Below are 18,468 nucleotides of genomic sequence, written 5' to 3'. Positions count from 1 at the left end.
TCACCTGCAGAAGAACTGAGCAATGGACGAAAAACATAAGTTGCCGCAAGGCGAGATGGTCTCGCGTACCCTGGCGATGCCGGCAGATACCAATGCCAACGGTGATATCTTCGGCGGCTGGCTGATGTCGCAGATGGATATGGGCGGCGCGATACTGGCTAAAGAGATTGCCAAAGGTCGCGTGGTAACGGTGCGCGTGGACGGTATGACCTTCCTCAAGCCCGTCGCCGTCGGCGATGTGGTGAGTTGCTACGCGCGCTGCATCCGCACCGGCAATAGCTCGATGACCATCAACGTGGAAGTGTGGATTAAAAAAGTGTCGTCCGAACCGATCGGCCAGACTTACTGCGCCACCGAAGCGGTGTTTGTTTATGTGGCGGTCGATAACAGCGGGAAATCCCGTCCGCTGCCGGAAGGCCAGGCCAATCTGAGCAATTAAGCGTATAAAAAAGCGGCCCGGAATGGCCGCTTTTTGTTTGCCTGTCTGGCTTTACTCGATGTTCGCGCCGCCGTTAATGCGGAACACGATGTTCATCGTCAGCCCCTTGCCCGGCCGCCCTGGCTGATAGCGCCACTTCTTCATCGCCTGCTTCACTTCGCGCTCAAACATGTTGCGCGGCTCGGCGGACAAAATCTCGACGTTATCGACGCGCCCATCGCTGTCCACGTCAAACTTCACCCGCACCCGCCCTTCAACGCGCAGCGCGAACGCACGCGCCGGATACGCCGGCTTGCTGACGCTCATCGCTTTCGGTCCATCCGACACCGTCTGCGTCGGGGCCGGGTTATTCTTCGGTGCCGTAGAGGGGCGCGTTTGCGCGGCTGGCGCGTCCTGTTTAAACGGATTCTCCTGCGGCTTCACCTGCTGGCGCGGCTTCGGCTCTGCCTTTTTCTCCACCTTTGGCTTCGGTTTCGGCTTTGGCTTCGGTTTAGGTTCCGGCTTAGGGATCGGCACCGGCTCGGCTTTTGGTGGCTCTGGCGCGACTTCCGGCTCGGGTTCCGGCTCGGGCGGCGGCGGCGGGGTTACGGCTGCCGGTGCCGGTTCAGGCTGCACTTCCGGTGCCACCATGCTAATGCTGATAGGCTGAGACGCTTTAGGAACCTCAATGGTCTGATGAAATGAAGCATAAAGAATGCCGGCGATTACCGAACCGTGAAGGAGCACGGATAAAATCACGGACACAGGCGTTCGGGTTGGAAAAGGCGTAGTCAACGTCGTCATATCAGTCATGTTCATTGAGTGAAGCGCTGATTTTAAATGCAAATAGCAATCAGTTTCAATAAGCACGCTACTGAAGCCCAAAAGAAAGGCGCTTTTTAACCCTGCCTGCGTTGCAGCGCGCGCCCATTATCTTTCGTTTGCACTATGTTTAGCGATCACTTAACGTGTCTCGCAAATTCGGCAAGTCTAACGGGAGTATCCCATCGTGCTTTACGTCATTTATGCGGAAGATACCGCAGATTCACTGGAAAAACGTAACTCTGTGCGCCCGGCACACCTGGCGCGTCTGCAGCTGCTGCAGGATGAGGGGCGTCTGATTGTCGCCGGTCCTCTGCCTGCCGTCGACAGTAATGAGCCGGGCCCGGCTGGTTTCACCGGTTCTGTGATTGTTGCCGAGTTCTCATCGCTGGAAACGGCCCAGTCGTGGGCCAATGACGATCCATATATCGCCGCTGGCGTGTACGATAAAGTCACGGTTAAACCGTTTAAACGGGTGTTCTGATGCAGTGGCAGCCCCTTCTGTTGTTAGTGCTGGTGCTGCTGCTGATTGGTCGTGCGCTGTGGCTGTGGCGCCGTCAGGGCTGGCGTCAGGCACGCCAGCACATCGTCATGCTGGTGGTACTGGCGGCAGCCCTGCAGATAGTGAATGTTTCACTGGTATTACGCGGCCACTGACGACCGCGTTCATTGCTCAGGTATTCTGCGTGATAAACAGGATAGAGCGACGCTGCTGCTGCGCTACCTGATGACGAATCGCATGGATGCGCTTATAACGACGTGACTGCCCTTCCAGCCAGCGGGCACGACGGCGATGCGCCTGGCGTAACATTCTCCAGCGGGCCACTTCATTTCTGCTGCGTCTCATCACATCCTCTCTGACTGGCTAAACCCGCGACGCATTATAGTGATCTGGCTAAAAATGCCAAATCGAAACCTTCATCGAAACGTCATCAACGATTAAAGGTTTCGCTGGCGCAGATCAACACGTAAACTTTGCCCATCAAAGCGCGAACGGGACGTCCACTTTATGACCACATTTTATACCCTTATCAGCTGGTTGCTGCTGTTTGGCTACTGGCTGCTGATTGCCGGGGTTACGCTGCGCATCCTGATGAAGCGGCGTGCGGTGACCTCGGCGATGGCCTGGCTGCTGATCATCTACATTCTGCCGCTGGTGGGTATTATCGCCTATCTGTCGTTTGGCGAACTGCATTTAGGTAAACGTCGCGCAGAACGCGCCCGCACCATGTGGCCCTCGACCGCCAAATGGCTCAACGACCTGAAACAGTGTCGTCACATTTTCGCGACTGAACACAGCGACGTGGCGCGTTCCCTGTTCGAGCTGTGCCGTCATCGTCAGGGTATTGCCGGCGTTAAAGGCAATCAGCTGCAGCTGCTGACCAGCGCCGATGACGTGATGCAGGCGCTGATCCGCGATATTCAGCTGGCGCGCCATAATATTGAGATGGTGTTTTACATCTGGCAGCCGGGTGGTCTGGCTGATGATGTAGCGGAATCGCTGATGGCTGCCTCACGGCGCGGCGTGCACTGCCGCCTGATGCTGGACTCCGCCGGCAGCGTGGCGTTCTTCCGCAGTCCGTGGGTGGGCATGATGCGCAACGCCGGTATTGATGTAGTCGAGGCATTGCAGGTCAGCCTGTGGCGTGTATTCCTGCGCCGCATGGATTTGCGTCAGCATCGCAAAGTGGTACTGATCGATAACTATATTGCCTATACCGGCAGCATGAACCTGGTGGATCCGCGCTTCTTTAAACAGGATGCTGGCGTGGGTCAATGGATTGATCTGATGGCGCGCATGGAGGGCCCGGTGGCCACCACCATGGGCATCGTCTACGCCTGCGACTGGGAAATCGAAACCGGCAAACGCATTCTGCCGCCAGCGCCGGACGGCAATGTGATGCCGTTTGAGCAGGAGAGCGGTCACACCATTCAGGTGATCGCCTCAGGGCCGGGCTTCCCGGAGGACATGATTCATCAGGCGCTGCTGACGGCGGTGTATTCGGCGCGCGAGCAGTTGATCATGACCACGCCCTACTTCGTGCCGAGCGACGACTTACTGCACGCCATCTGTACCGCCGCGCTGCGTGGCGTTGAGGTGAGCATTGTTGTACCGCGCCACAATGACTCGCTGCTGGTCGGCTGGGCCAGCCGCGCCTTCTTCACTGAACTGCTGGAAGCCGGGGTGAAAATCTACCAGTTTGAAGATGGCCTGTTGCACACCAAGAGCGTGCTGGTGGACGGTCAGCTCAGTCTGGTGGGCACGGTGAACCTGGATATGCGCAGCCTGTGGCTCAACTTCGAGATCACGCTGGTGGTGGATGATGACGGCTTTGGTAGCGATCTCGCCACGGTCCAGGATGATTATATCGCCCGCTCGCGTCTGCTGGACGGCGCGCGCTGGGCAAAACGTGCCTGGTGGCAGCGCATCGTCGAACGACTGTTTTACTTCTTTAGCCCTTTACTGTAAAACGAGCGAAAATATTACCGCCTCAGGGCAAGCAGGAATGACCATGGATTTAAATAATCGCCTTACTGAAGATGAAACGCTGGAACAGGCTTACGATATTTTTCTTGAGCTGGCAGGCGATAACCTCGATCCGGCAGACATCATTCTGTTCAATCTGCAATTTGAAGAGCGCGGCGGCGCCGAGCTGTTTGATCCATCCGAAGACTGGCAGGAACATGTGGATTTCGATCTCAACCCTGACTTCTTTTCAGAAGTGGTGATCGGCCTCGGTGAAGCGGACGGCGAACCGATTACCGATGTGTTCGCGCGCATCCTGCTGTGCCGCGAGAAAGACCATAAGCTGTGTCATATTCTGTGGCGTGAATAAGCCGCAGCGCATAAAAAAACGCCGGGCTGTGCCCGGCGTTGTTGTTTATGGCACCGCTATTAAAGCGGATCAACCTTCAGACAGGATACCGCATGGCGGAAACTGCCTTCCAGTAGCGGTCGGGTTTTGGCGCACTCCGGGCCGGCAATCGGGCAGCGGGTACGGAACACGCAGCCTGATGGCGGATTGATTGGCGACGGCAGTTCCCCTTCCAGCAGCTGAATCTGCTTATTCTTCTCCAGGTCCGGATCAGGAATCGGCACCGCCGACATCAGCGCTTTGGTATACGGATGCTGCGGATCGTTATACACCGCATCATAGGTACCCAGCTCAACCGCGTGGCCGAGATACATCACCAGTACGCGATCAGAGATGTGCTTCACCACCGCCAGGTCATGCGCGATGAAGATCAGCGACAGGCCCATTTCACGCTGCAGTTTCTGCAGCAGGTTAACCACCTGCGCCTGAATCGACACGTCGAGCGCCGACACCGGCTCATCACAGATAATCAGCTTCGGCTCAAGAATCAGTGCACGAGCGATACCGATACGCTGGCACTGGCCACCGGAGAACTCGTGCGGATAGCGGTTGATGAGGTTCGGCAGCAGACCGACCTTCATCATCATGGTTTTAACCTTATCCTTCACTTCCTGACGCGGCATCTTTGGATAGTAGGTGCGTAGCGGTTCGGCGATGATGTCACCAATGGTCATACGCGGGTTGAGCGAGGCCAGCGGGTCCTGAAAGATCATCTGAATGTCACTGCGCGCCTGACGCCACTCTTCCTGGCTCTGGCCCAGCAGATCGCGCCCCAGCCACGCCACGCGCCCGTCGGTGGCTTTCACCAGACCGATAATGGCGCGCGCCAGCGTGGATTTGCCGCAGCCGGATTCACCGACCACGCCGAGGGTTTCGCCTTCATACAGACGCAGACTGACACCATCCACCGCTTTCAGGGTTTTCGGCGGCTGCCAGAACCACTGCTTGCCGTCTTTGATATCGAAATGCACCTTGAGATCGGCGATTTCCAGCAACACTTTTTTCTCTTCAATTACGGTGCTCATACTAACTCCTCCACCGGTTTGAAGCAGGCGCGCAGGCGCCCTTCGGCAAACGGTTCAAGCGGCGGTGATTTGGCACAAATATCCATGGCATATGCGCAGCGCGGCTGGAACGGACAGCCCTGCGGCAGACGCAACAGGTTGGGCGGGTTGCCGGGAATGGTGGTCAGCGACTCACCCTCCGCGTCAAGACGCGGCACCGCGCTCAGCAAACCGATCGAGTACGGATGTGCCGGCTGGTAGAACACATCGCGCGCACGGCCATACTCCATGGTGCGCCCGGCATACATCACCAGTACCTTGTCACAGATCCCGGCAACAACGCCGAGATCGTGAGTGATCATGATGATGGCGGTGTTAAATTCACGCTTCAGCTCATTCAGCAGCGTCATGATTTGCGCCTGCACGGTGACATCCAGCGCGGTGGTTGGCTCATCGGCAATCAGCAGCTTTGGCCGGCACAGCAGCGCCATGGCGATCATTACGCGCTGACGCATGCCACCGGAAAACTCGTGCGGGAACATTTTCATGCGCTTGCGTGCTTCCGGCATTTTCACCGCATCCAGCATGCGCACCGACTCTTCAAACGCCTGGGCGCTGCTCATGCCTTTGTGCAGTTTCAGCACCTCCATCAGCTGTTCGCCGACGCGCATGTACGGATTGAGCGATGTCATCGGGTCCTGGAAAATCATCGCAATCTGCTCCGCGCGCAGCTTGTTCAGCTTGCTTTCCGGCAGATTGAGAATTTCGCTGCCGTTGAACTGCGCCGAGCCGCCAATGCGACCATTTTTCGCCAGCAGTCCCATCAGTGCAAACGCGGTTTGCGATTTTCCGGAGCCGGATTCACCGACAATGCCCAGCGTTTCACCGGCGCGCAGGGAAAAGTTGAGGTCGTTCACAGCGGTCACGTCGCCGTCGTGGGTACTGAAGGTAACGCGCAGATCTTTAACGTCCAGCAGCAGGTTAGCGTTTCCCGCAGGTGCAGCCGCCAGCGGCTGCTGAGTATCATGATGGGTCATCGGGAAACTCCTTAACGATCTTTCGGGTCGAGGGCGTCACGCAGGCCATCGCCGATAAAGTTGAAACAGAACAACGTCACCACCAGGAATCCCGCCGGGAACATCAGCAGCCACGGTGATACTTCCATCGAGTTGGCGCCGTCGCTCAACAGCGCGCCCCAGCTGCTCAGTGGTTCCTGGGTACCGAGGCCAAGGAAGCTCAGGAAGGATTCAAACAGGATCATGCTTGGCACCAGCAGCGAGGCATACACCACCACCACACCCAGCACGTTCGGCACGATGTGGCGCAGCACGATATTGCCGGTAGAAACGCCGCCGACCTGTGCCGCTTCGATGAACTCTTTGCGCTTCAGTCCCAGCGTCTGGCCGCGCACGATACGCGCCATATCCAGCCATGACACCATGCCAATGGCAACGAAGATCAGCAGGATATTGCGGCCAAAGAAGGTCACCAGCAGGATGACGAAGAACATAAACGGGAACGAGTTGAGGATTTCCAGGATACGCATCATCACCGAGTCAATCTTGCCGCCGAGGTAGCCGGCCAGCGAACCGTACAGCGTGCCCACCAGCACCGCGATCAGCGCTGAAGCGATGCCAACCATCAGTGAGATACGGCCGCCAATCGCCACGCGCACCAGCAGGTCACGTCCCGAAGAGTCGGTGCCAAACCAGTGCCCTGAGGTGGTGTCCGGCGGTGCAGACATCATCGCCCAGTCGGTATCATCATATTTGAACTGCGCCAGCATCGGGGCGAACACCACGAACAGCGCAATCACCAGCAGCACCAGCAGGCTGATAAGGGCCGCACGGTTATGAATAAAGCGGCGACGTGCGTCCTGCCACAGGCTGCGCCCTTCCACTTCCAGCTTTTCGCTGAACGCGTCCAGAGCTTCGCTATTTTTCTTACTTAACATCATGAGCGAGCTCCACCATCAGTAACGAATTTTCGGATCGATAACGGCGTACAGCACGTCAACGATCGCGTTGAACAGGATAGTCAGCACGCCGACCAGAATGGTCAGGCTCATCACCAGCGAGTAGTCACGGTTCAGTGCGCCGTTGACGAACAGCTGACCGATGCCCGGCAGACCGTAGATTGATTCGATTACCATCGAACCGGTGATGATGCCAACAAACGCCGGCCCCATATAGGAGAGCACCGGCAGCAGCGCCGGCTTCAGCGCGTGGCGCAGCACGATACGGCGCAACGGCAGCCCTTTCGCACGCGCGGTGCGGATGAAGTTGGAGTGCATCACTTCAATCATCGAGCCGCGGGTGATACGGGCGATACTGGCGATGTAAGCCAGTGACAGCGCCACCATCGGCAGCAGCATGTAGTTCCACTGCCCGCCATTCCAGCCGCCGCCCGGCAGCCAGCGCAGAGTGATGGCAAAGATCAGTACCAGCAGCGGTGCCACCACGAAGCTGGGAATGACCACCCCGGTCATCGCCACCCCCATGACCGCGTAATCCCACAAACTGTTTTGCTTCAGCGCGGCGATAACCCCCGCCGTGACGCCCAGCACCACCGCAAGGAAGAAGGCTGCCAGCCCCAGTTTGGCCGATACCGGAAACGCATGACCAACCAGGTAGTTAACCGAGTAGTCTTTATATTTAAACGACGGCCCGAAATCGCCGTGTGCCAGCTGCACCAGGTAGCTGAGATACTGTTTGCCGATCGGGTCGTTGAGATGATATTTGGCCTCAATGTTGGCCATGACTTCCGGCGCCAGCGCACGCTCGCCGGTGAACGGACTGCCGGGTGCCAGTCGCATCATAAAGAAGGAGATGGTGATCAGAATGAATAGCGTCGGGATGGCTTCAAGGAGCCGACGCAGGATGAATTTTAACATTGCCGTACCTACCAGGCTGTTGCTTCACAAAGTCAAAAAGGCGGCGCCGCAGCACCGCCACTGTCGATAGCCTGAGTGCTATTAATGCTTAATGATGTACAGGTTCTTATCCAGGGTTTTATCCAGCGGATCGTTGCCGGTGTAGCCGCCAACGTACGGTTTCACCAGACGCGCGTTCACGTAGTAGTAAACCGGCACGATGGTGCTGTCTTTATCCAGGATCTGCTCTGCTTTCTGATAATCGGCCACGCGCGCTTTGTCATCCGCCGCTTTCACCGCATCGTGAATCACTTTGTCGAAGTCCGCGCTCTTATAGTGCGAGGTGTTACTGCTGCTGTCCGACAGCATGATGTTCAGGAAGGAAGTCGGTTCGTTATAGTCAGCACACCATGCTGCGCGGGAGACATCGAAGTTGCCCTGATGACGGGTATCCAGGAAGGTTTTCCACTCCTGGTTTTCCAGCTTGATGTTCACGCCGATGTTCTTTTTCCAGATAGACGAAGCGGCAATCGCCAGTTTTTTGTGCAGATCGGAGGTGTTATACAGCAGGTTGAAGGTCAGCGGTTTGTCGGCGGTATAACCGGCTTCGGCCAGCAGTTTCTTCGCTTCTTCGTTACGCTTGTTCTGATCCCACTTGTACCAGTCCGGCGGCAGCAGTTCCATGCCGTCAGTGGCTGGCGGTGTGAAGCTGTAGGCCGGCTGTTGACCCTGCGCCAGCACTTTGTTCACCATGATGTCGCGATCCAGACCCAGCTTCAGCGCGGTACGCACGCGAACATCGGTAAACGGTGCTTTCTGGTTGTTGATTTCATAGTAGTAGGTGCACAGATACGGTTTCACCATCAGCTCTTTACCGTTATCACGCTGCAGTTTTTTAAACAGCTCGATCGGCATGTTGTTGTAAGTGATGTCGCTGCCGTTCTCGGAGAAATAACGGTTCACATCGCTGACTTCGGAGTTGATTGGCAGGAAGGTGACTTTATTCAGTACGGTATGTTCGTTGTCCCAGTATTCCGGGTTACGCACCAGCGTCACGCGTTCGTTGATCACGTGAGATTCCAGTTTAAATGCACCGTTGCCGACCCAGTTCTGCGGCTGCGTCCACTGGTCGCCAAACTTCTCAATGGCGGGCTTATACACCGGTGACATCACCGCGTTGATCAGCAGCTTATCGAAGTACGGTACCGGCTCGCTCAGCGTCACTTCCAGCGTGTGGTCATCCAGTGCTTTCACGCCAAGATCGGAGGTCGGTTTTTTACCGGCGATGATGTCATCCACGTTGAGGATGTGGCCATACTGCGGGTAGCTCGCATAAGGCGAGGCGGTTTTTGGATCGACCAGACGCTGCCAGCTGTAGACGAAGTCCTGCGCGGTGACCGGCTCGCCGTTTGACCATTTGGCATTTTTACGCAGATGGAAGGTCCAGACTTTGTAGTCTTTGTTTTCCCAGCTTTCCGCGACGCCCGGAACCGGCTTGCCGTTGCTGTCGCTCACGATCAGACCTTCATACAGGTCACGGGCGATATTATCTTCCGGCACGCCTTCGATTTTGTGCGGATCCAGCGACTGCACTTCATCGCCATTGCCGCGCACCAGTTCCTGTTTCGCTGCCAATTCGGTACCCGCCGGTACGTTGGCCGCCAGTGCAGCATTCCCTGCCAGCGCGCCGATGGCCGCCAGTACGCCTGCGGCGATCAGGCTTTTTTTCGTGATGTTGTTCATTATTACGCTCCAGTTTTATTATCGTCACCGGGTCGGCTGACCGCCCGGCGTACCCCGTTTCCGGGAGATCTCCGCCTGTCTGCGCGAAGATCACTACCACCCTGCAGGGTTACCACGGCAACGTGACGCCCGACTGTAGCGCCGGATCGTCACATTACTCAATGTTTCTTTATGTAATAGTATTTCAGCGCCAGCATATCCTGCGGATCTTTGCCGCTGAAACCGCCCACCCACGGCTTCACCAGCCGCACGCTAACGCGGTAGTAAACCGGGATGATCGGTGAATCCTGATCCAGCTGTTGTTCCGCCTGCTGATAGAGCTGCGCGCGCTGCGCGTCATCAGCGGTGTTGAGCGTTTGCGCCATCAGCGCATCAAATGCGGCGCTGTGATAAAACGCGGTATTGATGGAGGAGCCACTCAGCAGCAGATTGAGGAAGCTGGATGGCTCGTTGTAATCCGCACACCAGGTGGCGCGCACCACATCAAACTGTGCCTGATGACGGGTCTCCAGTAGCGTTTTCCACTCCTGATTTTGCAGCGTGACCTGCGCACCGAGATTCTTTTGCCACATCGAGGCAGCCGCGATCGCCTGACGCTTGTTCTGTTCTGAGGTGTTATACAGCAGGGTAAAACGCAGCGGATGCTGGGCATTGAAGCCAGCTTCCGCCAGCAACTGCTTCGCTGCCGCGTTACGTTGCGCCTGCGTCTGCTGCGCCCACGCAGGCGTATTGAGAGCAATACCGTGAATAAAGGGCGGCGTCAGGCCGTAGGCCGGGATCTGTCCCTGCCCCATAATTTTCTGCGCGATGATGTCGCGGTCGAGCGTTAACTTCAGCGCGTTGCGTACGCGGACGTCGTCAAACGGCGCTTTCTTGTTATTGATTTCGTAATAGAAGGTGCACAGCAGCGGGCTGACTTTTACTTCATCTCCAAGCGCCTGCTGCAGCTTTTTGAACATATCGGGCGGCACCACGCTGTTGGTCATGTCGGTGCCGCCACTGCGATAGCGGTTTATATCGCTATTCTCAGAGGTGAGTGCCAGAAATACGCCTTCGTCCAGCGTGGTATGGGCATTGTCCCAGTAGTGCGGATTACGCTTCACCACGATCTGCTCATTCACCACCCAGTCCGCCAGCGTGTAAGCGCCATTACCCACGTAATGCCGCGGCTGTGTCCAGGCATCGCCCCACTGCTCTACCGCCGGACGATACACCGGTTTCATCGAAGTATGAGCCAGCATATCAACAAAATACGGTACCGGTTCGGAGAGCGTAACCTGCAAATGATGGTCGTCCAGCGCTTTCACGCCCAGCTGGGAAGGCGCAGCTTTACCAGCCAGAATGGCATCAATGTTGCTGATGTGCGCAGCCTGCAAATAGCTGGCGTACGGCGAGGCGGTGCGCGGATCGGCCAGACGCTGCCAGCTGTAGACAAAATCCTGCGCGGTGACCGGCTCACCATTGCTCCAGCGGGCGTCTTTACGCAGCGTGAACGTCCAGATGCGGCCCTGCTGATTTTGCCACTGCTGCGCCACGCCGGGCACCAGTTGACCGTTGTTGTCGGTCTCAACCAGCCCTTCCAGCAGATTGCGAATCACATTGGATTCCGGCACGCCCTCGACTTTTTGCGGATCAAGTGAGGACACTTCGCTGCCATTGTTAATAACGATGCGTTGCGTATCCGCTAATGTCGTCCCGGCTGGGATCTCAGCGGCCTGACTTTGCGCCAGCGCACTGGAGAGGCAAAGCGCCAGAAACGTGCGCGCTGCCGTTTTCGCTACCATGCTTTTCATCAACCAATATCAACCTTCAACATAAACCTGATAGCAGTAAGCAAGAAGCGTACACATTTGTTGCTAGCAGATAAAAAATTTTGCGGTGAGCCGAAAATTATCAGAAGCGTTGCCCGCACGCCAAAGCTAAACCACAAAAATGTTAGCTGATTCTCTTTTATCACGTTGCCGCGCACAGGAAAAGTGTTAATTCTTGAGCAGAATTATCCATTAATCCGCTGATAAATAATGAATTTCAGCCTGATTTGCACGTTAATTATTCGTTAATCAACTAACTTTATAATATTTACAAATATTGCTGCTTTTAATGCTGAAGCCCGGATATTTATTCAGATTTACAGCACAAGCTATAGAATGATACTGCGGATGATTTACAGAGTAGCGGGATATACTGTGACGATTATCACAGTATTTTGAGGCTCAGGCTGTGTGCGGGATAACACCAGTAGTAAAACTGATGCGGTCGGGCCGATATTAAGCGCGACAAATAAAATCACTATAATGGTGCAATATTTCATTTATTTGCACCATTCTGGTTCACAAAGCGCTTAGCGATAAAAAATAACCGCCGTTAATTCAGTAATCCTGGAAACAGGGCTTTCATTCCGGTCACGACAAACTCAATGCCCAGCGCCATGAGCAGCAGCCCCATGATACGCGTAATGACGTTGATACCGGTTTGTCCCAATACGCGCACCATCAGCGGTGCGGCCCGGAACAATAACCAGCAGCAGAAGGCAAATATCGCAATCGCCAGGGTAAAGCCCAGCAGATTTGGCCAGCTGTGATAACGCGAGCTCCAGACAATGGTCGAGCTGATCGCGCCCGGCCCTGCCATCAGCGGCAGCGCCAGCGGCACCACGCCGATGCTTTCACGAATCGCCGTTTCTGACTTCTCCTGCTTGTTCTGTTTGTCTTCACCCAGCTTGCCGCTGATCATCGACATAGCGATGGTGACCACCAGAATGCCACCGGCGATGCGGAAAGAGTCAATCGAGATACCAAACAGATGCAGGATACCGTCGCCAAGAAACAGCGAGGTCCAGAGGATAATCGCCACCGCCAGGTTCGCGGTCAGGTTAGTTTTATTGCGCTCCGCCACCGCCTGGTAGCTGGTCATGCTGATAAATACCGGAATAATGCCGACCGGGTTAACCAGCGCGAACAAACCCACAAAAAATTTAATGTAGCCAGAAAGATCGAGTAGCGCAGGGGTCACGGTGGGCTCCAGGTAATGGCGAAAAAATCGCGCTTAATGTAGTGCAAAAGCCTGGCGAAACACCAGAGGCTAACGTAGAAATAAATGCTGCACTTAAAGCACTATCCCAGTTTATTCCGCTACTGTTAGCGCGATGTTATCGGCCTACAGCCGGTCAGATCGGCTTCTGTAGCCGTCGACGCTAACTTTACTTGCAAAAGTGAGCGCTGAAAGGTGTCAGCTGATAGTTAAATTGATCTGCATCATAAATTGCCTACCCCATCAGGGGTAATCTTAGCCCATCGGAACTCAACCCTGTGACACAGGTCATCCTGGCGGAAAAACCTTTTTAGTAAGCAACGGCACGGGCATCGCCATCCTTAGCTATCCATAAGCGTAACGAGACTATACTTCTGGATTCAGGCTTGTTTACTAAAAAAGTTTAACTTCCTTAGGAGAGTATTATGGCCGTTACTAATGTTGCCGAGCTTAACGCACTGGTAGAACGTGTTAAAAAGGCACAGCGCGAATACGCCAATTTTAGTCAGGAACAAGTTGATACCATTTTCCGTGCGGCCGCCCTCGCCGCTGCCGATGCCCGTATCCCTCTCGCCAAAATGGCCGTTGCCGAATCCGGCATGGGTATCGTTGAAGATAAAGTCATCAAAAACCACTTCGCTTCCGAATATATCTACAACGCTTACAAAGACGAAAAAACCTGTGGCGTGCTGGACACCGATGATACCTTTGGCACCATCACCATCGCTGAGCCGATTGGCCTGATTTGTGGCATCGTGCCCACCACCAACCCGACCTCTACCGCCATCTTCAAGGCCCTGATTAGCCTGAAAACCCGTAACGGTATCATCTTCTCTCCTCATCCACGTGCCAAAGATGCCACCAACAAAGCGGCTGACATCGTACTGCAGGCTGCTATCGCGGCCGGCGCGCCAAAAGACATTATTGGCTGGATTGATGCGCCATCGGTTGAGCTCTCTAACCAGCTGATGCATCACCCGGATATCAACCTGATTCTCGCCACCGGTGGTCCGGGCATGGTGAAAGCGGCTTACAGCTCCGGCAAACCAGCGATTGGTGTGGGCGCGGGTAACACCCCGGTGGTAATTGACGAAACGGCCGATATCAAACGCGCGGTTGCCTCGATCCTGATGTCAAAAACCTTCGACAACGGCGTGATTTGCGCGTCTGAACAGTCAGTGATTGTCGTGGACTCTGTCTATGATGCCGTGCGCGAGCGCTTCGCCAGCCACGGTGGCTACCTGCTGCAGGGCAAAGAGCTGAAAGCGGTGCAGGATATCATCCTGAAAAATGGCGCGCTGAACGCGGCGATTGTCGGTCAGCCGGCTTACAAAATTGCTGAACTGGCAGGGATTAGCGTGCCGGTGAGCACCAAAATTCTGATTGGTGAAGTGAAACTGGTGGATGAGTCTGAGCCGTTCGCCCATGAGAAGCTCTCGCCTACGCTGGCCATGTACCGCGCGAAAGACTATTACGATGCGGTGGATAAAGCAGAAAAACTGGTGGCAATGGGCGGTATCGGCCACACCTCCTGTCTTTATACCGACCAGGACAACCAGCGCGAGCGCGTAAACTTCTTCGGCGACAAAATGAAAACCGCGCGCATCCTGATCAACACCCCGGCTTCACAGGGCGGGATTGGTGACCTGTATAACTTCAAGCTGGCCCCTTCACTCACGCTGGGCTGCGGTTCATGGGGTGGTAACTCTATCTCTGAAAACGTGGGTCCAAAACACCTGATCAACAAGAAAACCGTGGCCAAGCGAGCTGAAAATATGTTGTGGCATAAACTTCCGAAGTCTATCTACTTCCGCCGCGGTTCTCTGCCAATTGCGCTGGAAGAAGTGGCGACAGACGGTGCAAAACGCGCCTTTATCGTCACCGACCGCTTCCTGTTCAACAACGGTTATGCTGACCAGGTCACCCGCGTGCTGAAATCACACGGTATTGAGACCGAAGTGTTCTTTGAAGTAGAAGCAGACCCAACGCTGAGCATCGTGCGTAAAGGTGCCGAGCAGATGAACAGCTTCAAACCTGACGTAATCATCGCCCTGGGCGGCGGTTCACCGATGGATGCGGCCAAGATTATGTGGGTGATGTACGAGCATCCGGAAACCCACTTTGAAGAACTGGCGCTGCGCTTTATGGACATCCGTAAACGTATCTACAAGTTCCCGAAAATGGGTGTCAAAGCGCGCATGGTGGCCATCACCACCACTTCCGGTACCGGTTCAGAAGTTACCCCGTTTGCGGTAGTAACCGACGATGCCACCGGCCAGAAATATCCGCTGGCAGACTATGCCCTGACGCCGGATATGGCGATTGTCGATGCCAACCTGGTGATGGAGATGCCGCGTTCGCTGTGCGCCTTTGGGGGACTGGATGCCGTCACCCATGCGCTGGAAGCCTATGTATCGGTACTGGCCAACGAATACTCTGACGGTCAGGCGCTGCAGGCACTGAAGTTGCTGAAAGAGAATCTGCCTGCCAGCTACCGCGACGGCGCGAAAAATCCTGTGGCGCGTGAGCGTGTTCACAATGCGGCGACCATTGCCGGTATCGCTTTCGCCAACGCCTTCCTCGGCGTGTGTCACTCCATGGCGCATAAACTGGGCTCTGAGTTCCACATTCCACACGGTCTGGCCAACGCCCTGCTGATTTGTAACGTGATTCGCTACAACGCGAATGACAATCCAACCAAGCAGACTGCCTTCAGCCAGTACGACCGTCCGCAGGCACGCCGCCGCTATGCTGAGATTGCTGACCATCTCGGTCTGAGCGCAGCCGGTGACCGTACCGCGCAGAAAATTGAAAAACTGCTGGCATGGCTGGAAGAGATGAAAACTCAGCTGGGCATCCCAACTTCTATCCGCGAAGCGGGCGTGCAGGAAGCTGACTTCCTGGCGAAAGTCGACAAACTGGCGGATGATGCGTTCGATGACCAGTGTACCGGCGCTAACCCACGCTATCCGCTGATTGCCGAACTGAAACAAATCATGCTGGATACCTTCTATGGCCGTGAGTTCTCAGAAGCAGATAACAGTGTTGCCGCTGAGGGTGAAGCTAAAGCCGTAAAGAGTGAGAAGAAAACCAAAAAGGCCTGACTGGCCTGATACAAAAAAACCCGCTGCGGCGGGTTTTTTTATGCTGCGGCTATTCAGGCGTGAGGCAGTTGTGAACCGTAAATGGCGTTTAGCGAGCCGTCATTAATCGCCTGTTTATAGTGCTTGCGGCACACAGAGATATAGCGCTCATTACCACCGATCACCACCTGCTCCCCTTCGCTGAACGGTTTACCCTGCGCATCCAGCCGTAACACCATGCTGGCTTTGCGTCCACAGTGACACACGGTTTTCAATTCCACCAGCTTATCGGCCCAGGCCAGTAAATACTGACTGCCGGTAAATAACTCACCGCGAAAGTCGGTACGCAGACCATAACACAGCACCGGAATATCCAGATTATCTACCACGTCCGACAGGGCTTTCACCTGCTCACGCGTCAGAAACTGGCTCTCATCCACCAGTACACAGTGAACCGTCTGCTTCGCGTGCTGTTCCGCTATTTCACTTTCCAGGTTGGTCTGCGCGTTATATAAAAAAGCCGGAGACGAAAGACCAATACGCGAGCTGACTTTTCCGGCGCCGAAGCGGTCGTCAATTTCCGCGGTATACACCAGCGTACGCATGCCGCGCTCATGGTAATTGTAGGAAGACTGCAGCAGTGCGGTGGATTTTCCCGCGTTCATCGCTGAGTAATAAAAATAGAGTTGCGCCATAAATGTCTCTTGTCACTGCCCGAAACTGTTGCGCGTGAGTCTATCATAAAGCTGCTGCACTGTTGCGATGCATTATTTTTATCAACTGCTCAAATTAACGCCATCGTCATAGATCAGCAGCATCGTTATCAACATTTCGCACGTTATGTCAAAGCCGTGATCATGCAGCAATTTTATTCAGTATTATTAGCGCTGATGCCCGGGCGAAAGGCGCACAGCGGTATTTATCCCTGCAAAACCTGTGCTATCAAATCTATAAAAAGAATAATAAATAGCGCCTTAAAAAGCTTAACAACATTAACTTTACGTTTTGCTTTTTAATCTGGCTATTGCAGTTATTTTTCACCGCCACTATTATGAGGCGGCAGAACAACTCCATTTATTATATTTTGAGATTAGGACAATGAGCGAAGCACTTAAAATTCTTAATAATATCCGTACATTGCGCGCGCAGGCTCGGGAATGCTCTCTGGAAACACTGGAAGAGATGCTGGAAAAACTTGAGGTTGTGGTGAATGAACGTCGTGAAGAAGAATCTCTTGCCCAGGCGGAAAATGCCGAGCGCAGCCGTAAGCTGGAACAATATCGTGAAATGCTGATGGCAGACGGTATTGATCCAAACGAACTGCTGCAGGCATTAGCAGAAACCAAAGCGCCAGGTAAAGCCAAACGTGCGGCTCGCCCGGCGAAGTACGGTTACGTCGACGAAAACGGTGAGAACCGTACCTGGACCGGCCAGGGACGTACGCCAGCCGTGATTAAAAAAGCGATTGAAGAACAAGGTAAACAACTGGACGATTTCCTGCTGTAAGGAACCAGTGCTTCGCAGCATGCCAGCCCTGGCGCTGTGCTCTGTTTTACACCGGGTAAGAAAAAAGGAAGCCGCTGGCTTCCTTTTTTTATCGCGATTTACTGCTGATAGAAGTCGCGGTACCAGTCAACAAAACGCTGCACGCCCTGCTCTACGCTGGTCTGCGGGCGGAAATTTATCGCGTCATACAGCGGCTGGGTGTCTGCACTAGTGCCTAATACATCGCCGGGCTGCATCGGCAGCATATTTTTCTTCGCCTCAATCCCCAGCGCTTTTTCCAGCGACTCAATGTAAGTCATCAGGCTGGTAGGCTGACTATTGCCAATATTGTACACGCGATACGGCGCCGAACTGGTGGCAGGCGAGCCGTTTTCCACCGTCCAGTTTTCATCTGCCTGCGGAATCACGTCCTGCAAACGCACAATCGCTTCGGCAATATCATCAATATAGGTGAAGTCACGTGTCATCTGGCCGCGGTTATACACATCAATCGCGTCACCGGCCAGCATCGCGCGGGTGAACTTAAACAGCGCCATATCCGGACGGCCCCACGGACCATAAACGGTAAAGAAGCGCAATCCGGTGGTAGGTAATTGGTAAAGGTGTGAATAGGTATGCGACATTAATTCGTTGGCTTTTTTCGTCGCAGCATAAAGTGATACCGGATGATCAACCGAATCATCCGTGGAGAACGGCATTTTACGGTTCAGGCCATAAACCGAACTCGATGAAGCATACAGCAGGTGGCCAATCTTATGATGACGGCAACCTTCCAGAATATTTAAGTGACCAATCAGGTTGGCATCAGCGTAGGCGTGCGGATTCTCGATGGAATAGCGAACCCCTGCCTGTGCGCCTAAATGGATCACGCGCGCAAAAGCATGCTGTTCAAATAGGGAAGAAATGGCCTGGCGATCCGCCAGGTCCATTTTAAGGAAAGTAAACGCGGGATGTGCGGTAATCTGGTCGAGGCGCGCCTGTTTCAGGCTGACATCGTAGTAATCATTCAGGTTATCGATACCAACAACCTGGTGACCGGCAGCCAGCAAACGCTGACTAACGTGAAAACCAATAAATCCTGCCGCGCCGGTGACCAGAAAATTCATACATCCCT

General features: G+C 54.7%; 19 protein-coding genes. 8 read left to right on the top strand and 11 right to left on the bottom strand.

Features of this window, described 5'->3' with window-relative positions; translation table 11 throughout:
- Nucleotides 1-22: 22 nt before the first annotated feature.
- Complete coding sequence (gene yciA, locus ABVR31_RS09100; protein ID WP_058758638.1) at nt 23-439, top strand: acyl-CoA thioester hydrolase YciA; 417 nt, start codon at nt 23-25, stop codon at nt 437-439.
- Between the two features lie 51 nt (nt 440-490).
- On the opposite strand, the gene tonB is transcribed toward yciA, so the two are convergent.
- Nucleotides 491-1,222, bottom strand: coding sequence for a TonB system transport protein TonB (gene tonB / locus ABVR31_RS09095; protein ID WP_193750260.1), 732 nt, complete (start codon nt 1,220-1,222; stop codon nt 491-493).
- Nucleotides 1,223-1,427: 205 nt separating this feature from the next.
- Here tonB and ABVR31_RS09090 point away from each other — a divergent pair, with 205 nt between their 5' ends.
- Both ABVR31_RS09090 and ABVR31_RS09085 read left to right on the top strand, forming a co-directional pair.
- Nucleotides 1,428-1,724, top strand: a complete 297-nt coding sequence (locus tag ABVR31_RS09090) for a YciI family protein (RefSeq protein ID WP_010617723.1) — start codon at nt 1,428-1,430, stop codon at nt 1,722-1,724.
- Nucleotides 1,724-1,897, top strand: a complete 174-nt coding sequence (locus tag ABVR31_RS09085) for a hypothetical protein (protein WP_021510092.1) — start codon at nt 1,724-1,726, stop codon at nt 1,895-1,897. The genes ABVR31_RS09090 and ABVR31_RS09085 overlap by 1 nt, the downstream gene beginning before the upstream one ends.
- A 16-nt stretch (nt 1,898-1,913) precedes the next feature.
- Here ABVR31_RS09085 and ABVR31_RS09080 read toward each other — a convergent pair whose 3' ends face one another.
- Complete coding sequence (locus ABVR31_RS09080) at nt 1,914-2,087, bottom strand: YciY family protein (protein ID WP_088517180.1); 174 nt, start codon at nt 2,085-2,087, stop codon at nt 1,914-1,916.
- A 162-nt stretch (nt 2,088-2,249) separates the two neighbouring features.
- Between ABVR31_RS09080 and cls the strand changes: the two genes are divergently transcribed.
- Nucleotides 2,250-3,710: a cardiolipin synthase gene (cls, locus tag ABVR31_RS09075; protein ID WP_021510090.1), complete on the top strand. Its 1,461-nt coding sequence runs from the start codon at nt 2,250-2,252 to the stop codon at nt 3,708-3,710.
- Nucleotides 3,711-3,747: 37 nt separating this feature from the next.
- Nucleotides 3,748-4,077, top strand: a complete 330-nt coding sequence (locus ABVR31_RS09070) for an HI1450 family dsDNA-mimic protein (protein ID WP_013509338.1) — start codon at nt 3,748-3,750, stop codon at nt 4,075-4,077.
- A 59-nt stretch (nt 4,078-4,136) separates the two neighbouring features.
- Here the strand turns inward: ABVR31_RS09070 and oppF are convergent, their stop codons facing one another.
- The 7 genes from oppF to ABVR31_RS09035 form a co-directional block, all read right to left on the bottom strand.
- Nucleotides 4,137-5,141 (bottom strand): murein tripeptide/oligopeptide ABC transporter ATP binding protein OppF, encoded by a 1,005-nt coding sequence (oppF, locus tag ABVR31_RS09065; RefSeq protein WP_021510088.1) that lies wholly within the window; start codon nt 5,139-5,141, stop codon nt 4,137-4,139.
- A complete protein-coding gene (locus ABVR31_RS09060; protein ID WP_021510087.1) occupies nt 5,138-6,157 on the bottom strand; it encodes an ABC transporter ATP-binding protein in 1,020 nt (339 codons plus the stop codon). The genes oppF and ABVR31_RS09060 overlap by 4 nt, the downstream gene beginning before the upstream one ends.
- A gap of 11 nt (nt 6,158-6,168) precedes the next feature.
- The gene (gene oppC / locus ABVR31_RS09055; RefSeq protein WP_021510086.1) at nt 6,169-7,077 is read right to left on the bottom strand and encodes an oligopeptide ABC transporter permease OppC; all 909 of its coding nucleotides are present in this window, start codon (nt 7,075-7,077) and stop codon (nt 6,169-6,171) included.
- Between the two features lie 15 nt (nt 7,078-7,092).
- Nucleotides 7,093-8,013 (bottom strand): oligopeptide ABC transporter permease OppB, encoded by a 921-nt coding sequence (gene oppB / locus ABVR31_RS09050; protein ID WP_021510085.1) that lies wholly within the window; start codon nt 8,011-8,013, stop codon nt 7,093-7,095.
- An 81-nt stretch (nt 8,014-8,094) separates the two neighbouring features.
- Nucleotides 8,095-9,735 (bottom strand): oligopeptide ABC transporter substrate-binding protein OppA, encoded by a 1,641-nt coding sequence (oppA, locus tag ABVR31_RS09045; RefSeq protein ID WP_021510084.1) that lies wholly within the window; start codon nt 9,733-9,735, stop codon nt 8,095-8,097.
- 158 nt (nt 9,736-9,893) lie between these two features.
- Nucleotides 9,894-11,528, bottom strand: coding sequence for an ABC transporter substrate-binding protein (locus tag ABVR31_RS09040; RefSeq protein ID WP_288443043.1), 1,635 nt, complete (start codon nt 11,526-11,528; stop codon nt 9,894-9,896).
- Between the two features lie 571 nt (nt 11,529-12,099).
- Entirely contained in the window at nt 12,100-12,747 is a 648-nt protein-coding gene (locus tag ABVR31_RS09035) for a YchE family NAAT transporter (protein ID WP_031280216.1), read from the bottom strand.
- A gap of 443 nt (nt 12,748-13,190) precedes the next feature.
- Between ABVR31_RS09035 and adhE the strand changes: the two genes are divergently transcribed.
- Nucleotides 13,191-15,869 carry a bifunctional acetaldehyde-CoA/alcohol dehydrogenase gene (gene adhE / locus ABVR31_RS09030; RefSeq protein ID WP_058771261.1) on the top strand — a complete coding sequence of 893 codons (2,679 nt, stop codon included), beginning with the start codon at nt 13,191-13,193 and terminating at the stop codon, nt 15,867-15,869.
- Nucleotides 15,870-15,922: 53 nt separating this feature from the next.
- On the opposite strand, the gene tdk is transcribed toward adhE, so the two are convergent.
- Nucleotides 15,923-16,543 (bottom strand): thymidine kinase, encoded by a 621-nt coding sequence (tdk, locus tag ABVR31_RS09025; RefSeq protein ID WP_058757709.1) that lies wholly within the window; start codon nt 16,541-16,543, stop codon nt 15,923-15,925.
- Between the two features lie 9 nt (nt 16,544-16,552).
- Between tdk and ABVR31_RS09020 the strand changes: the two genes are divergently transcribed.
- Complete coding sequence (locus ABVR31_RS09020; RefSeq protein WP_372772488.1) at nt 16,553-16,864, top strand: hypothetical protein; 312 nt, start codon at nt 16,553-16,555, stop codon at nt 16,862-16,864.
- Between the two features lie 82 nt (nt 16,865-16,946).
- Complete coding sequence (hns, locus tag ABVR31_RS09015) at nt 16,947-17,354, top strand: histone-like nucleoid-structuring protein H-NS (protein WP_031280215.1); 408 nt, start codon at nt 16,947-16,949, stop codon at nt 17,352-17,354.
- 98 nt (nt 17,355-17,452) lie between these two features.
- Here hns and ABVR31_RS09010 read toward each other — a convergent pair whose 3' ends face one another.
- Nucleotides 17,453-18,460, bottom strand: a complete 1,008-nt coding sequence (locus ABVR31_RS09010; RefSeq protein ID WP_058757710.1) for an NAD-dependent epimerase — start codon at nt 18,458-18,460, stop codon at nt 17,453-17,455.
- Nucleotides 18,461-18,468: the final 8 nt, after the last annotated feature.

Source organism: Pantoea sp. WEP (assembly GCF_041678305.1).
GTDB lineage: Bacteria > Pseudomonadota > Gammaproteobacteria > Enterobacterales > Enterobacteriaceae > Pantoea > Pantoea dispersa.
This window is presented reverse-complemented; position numbering and strand designations above follow the sequence as displayed.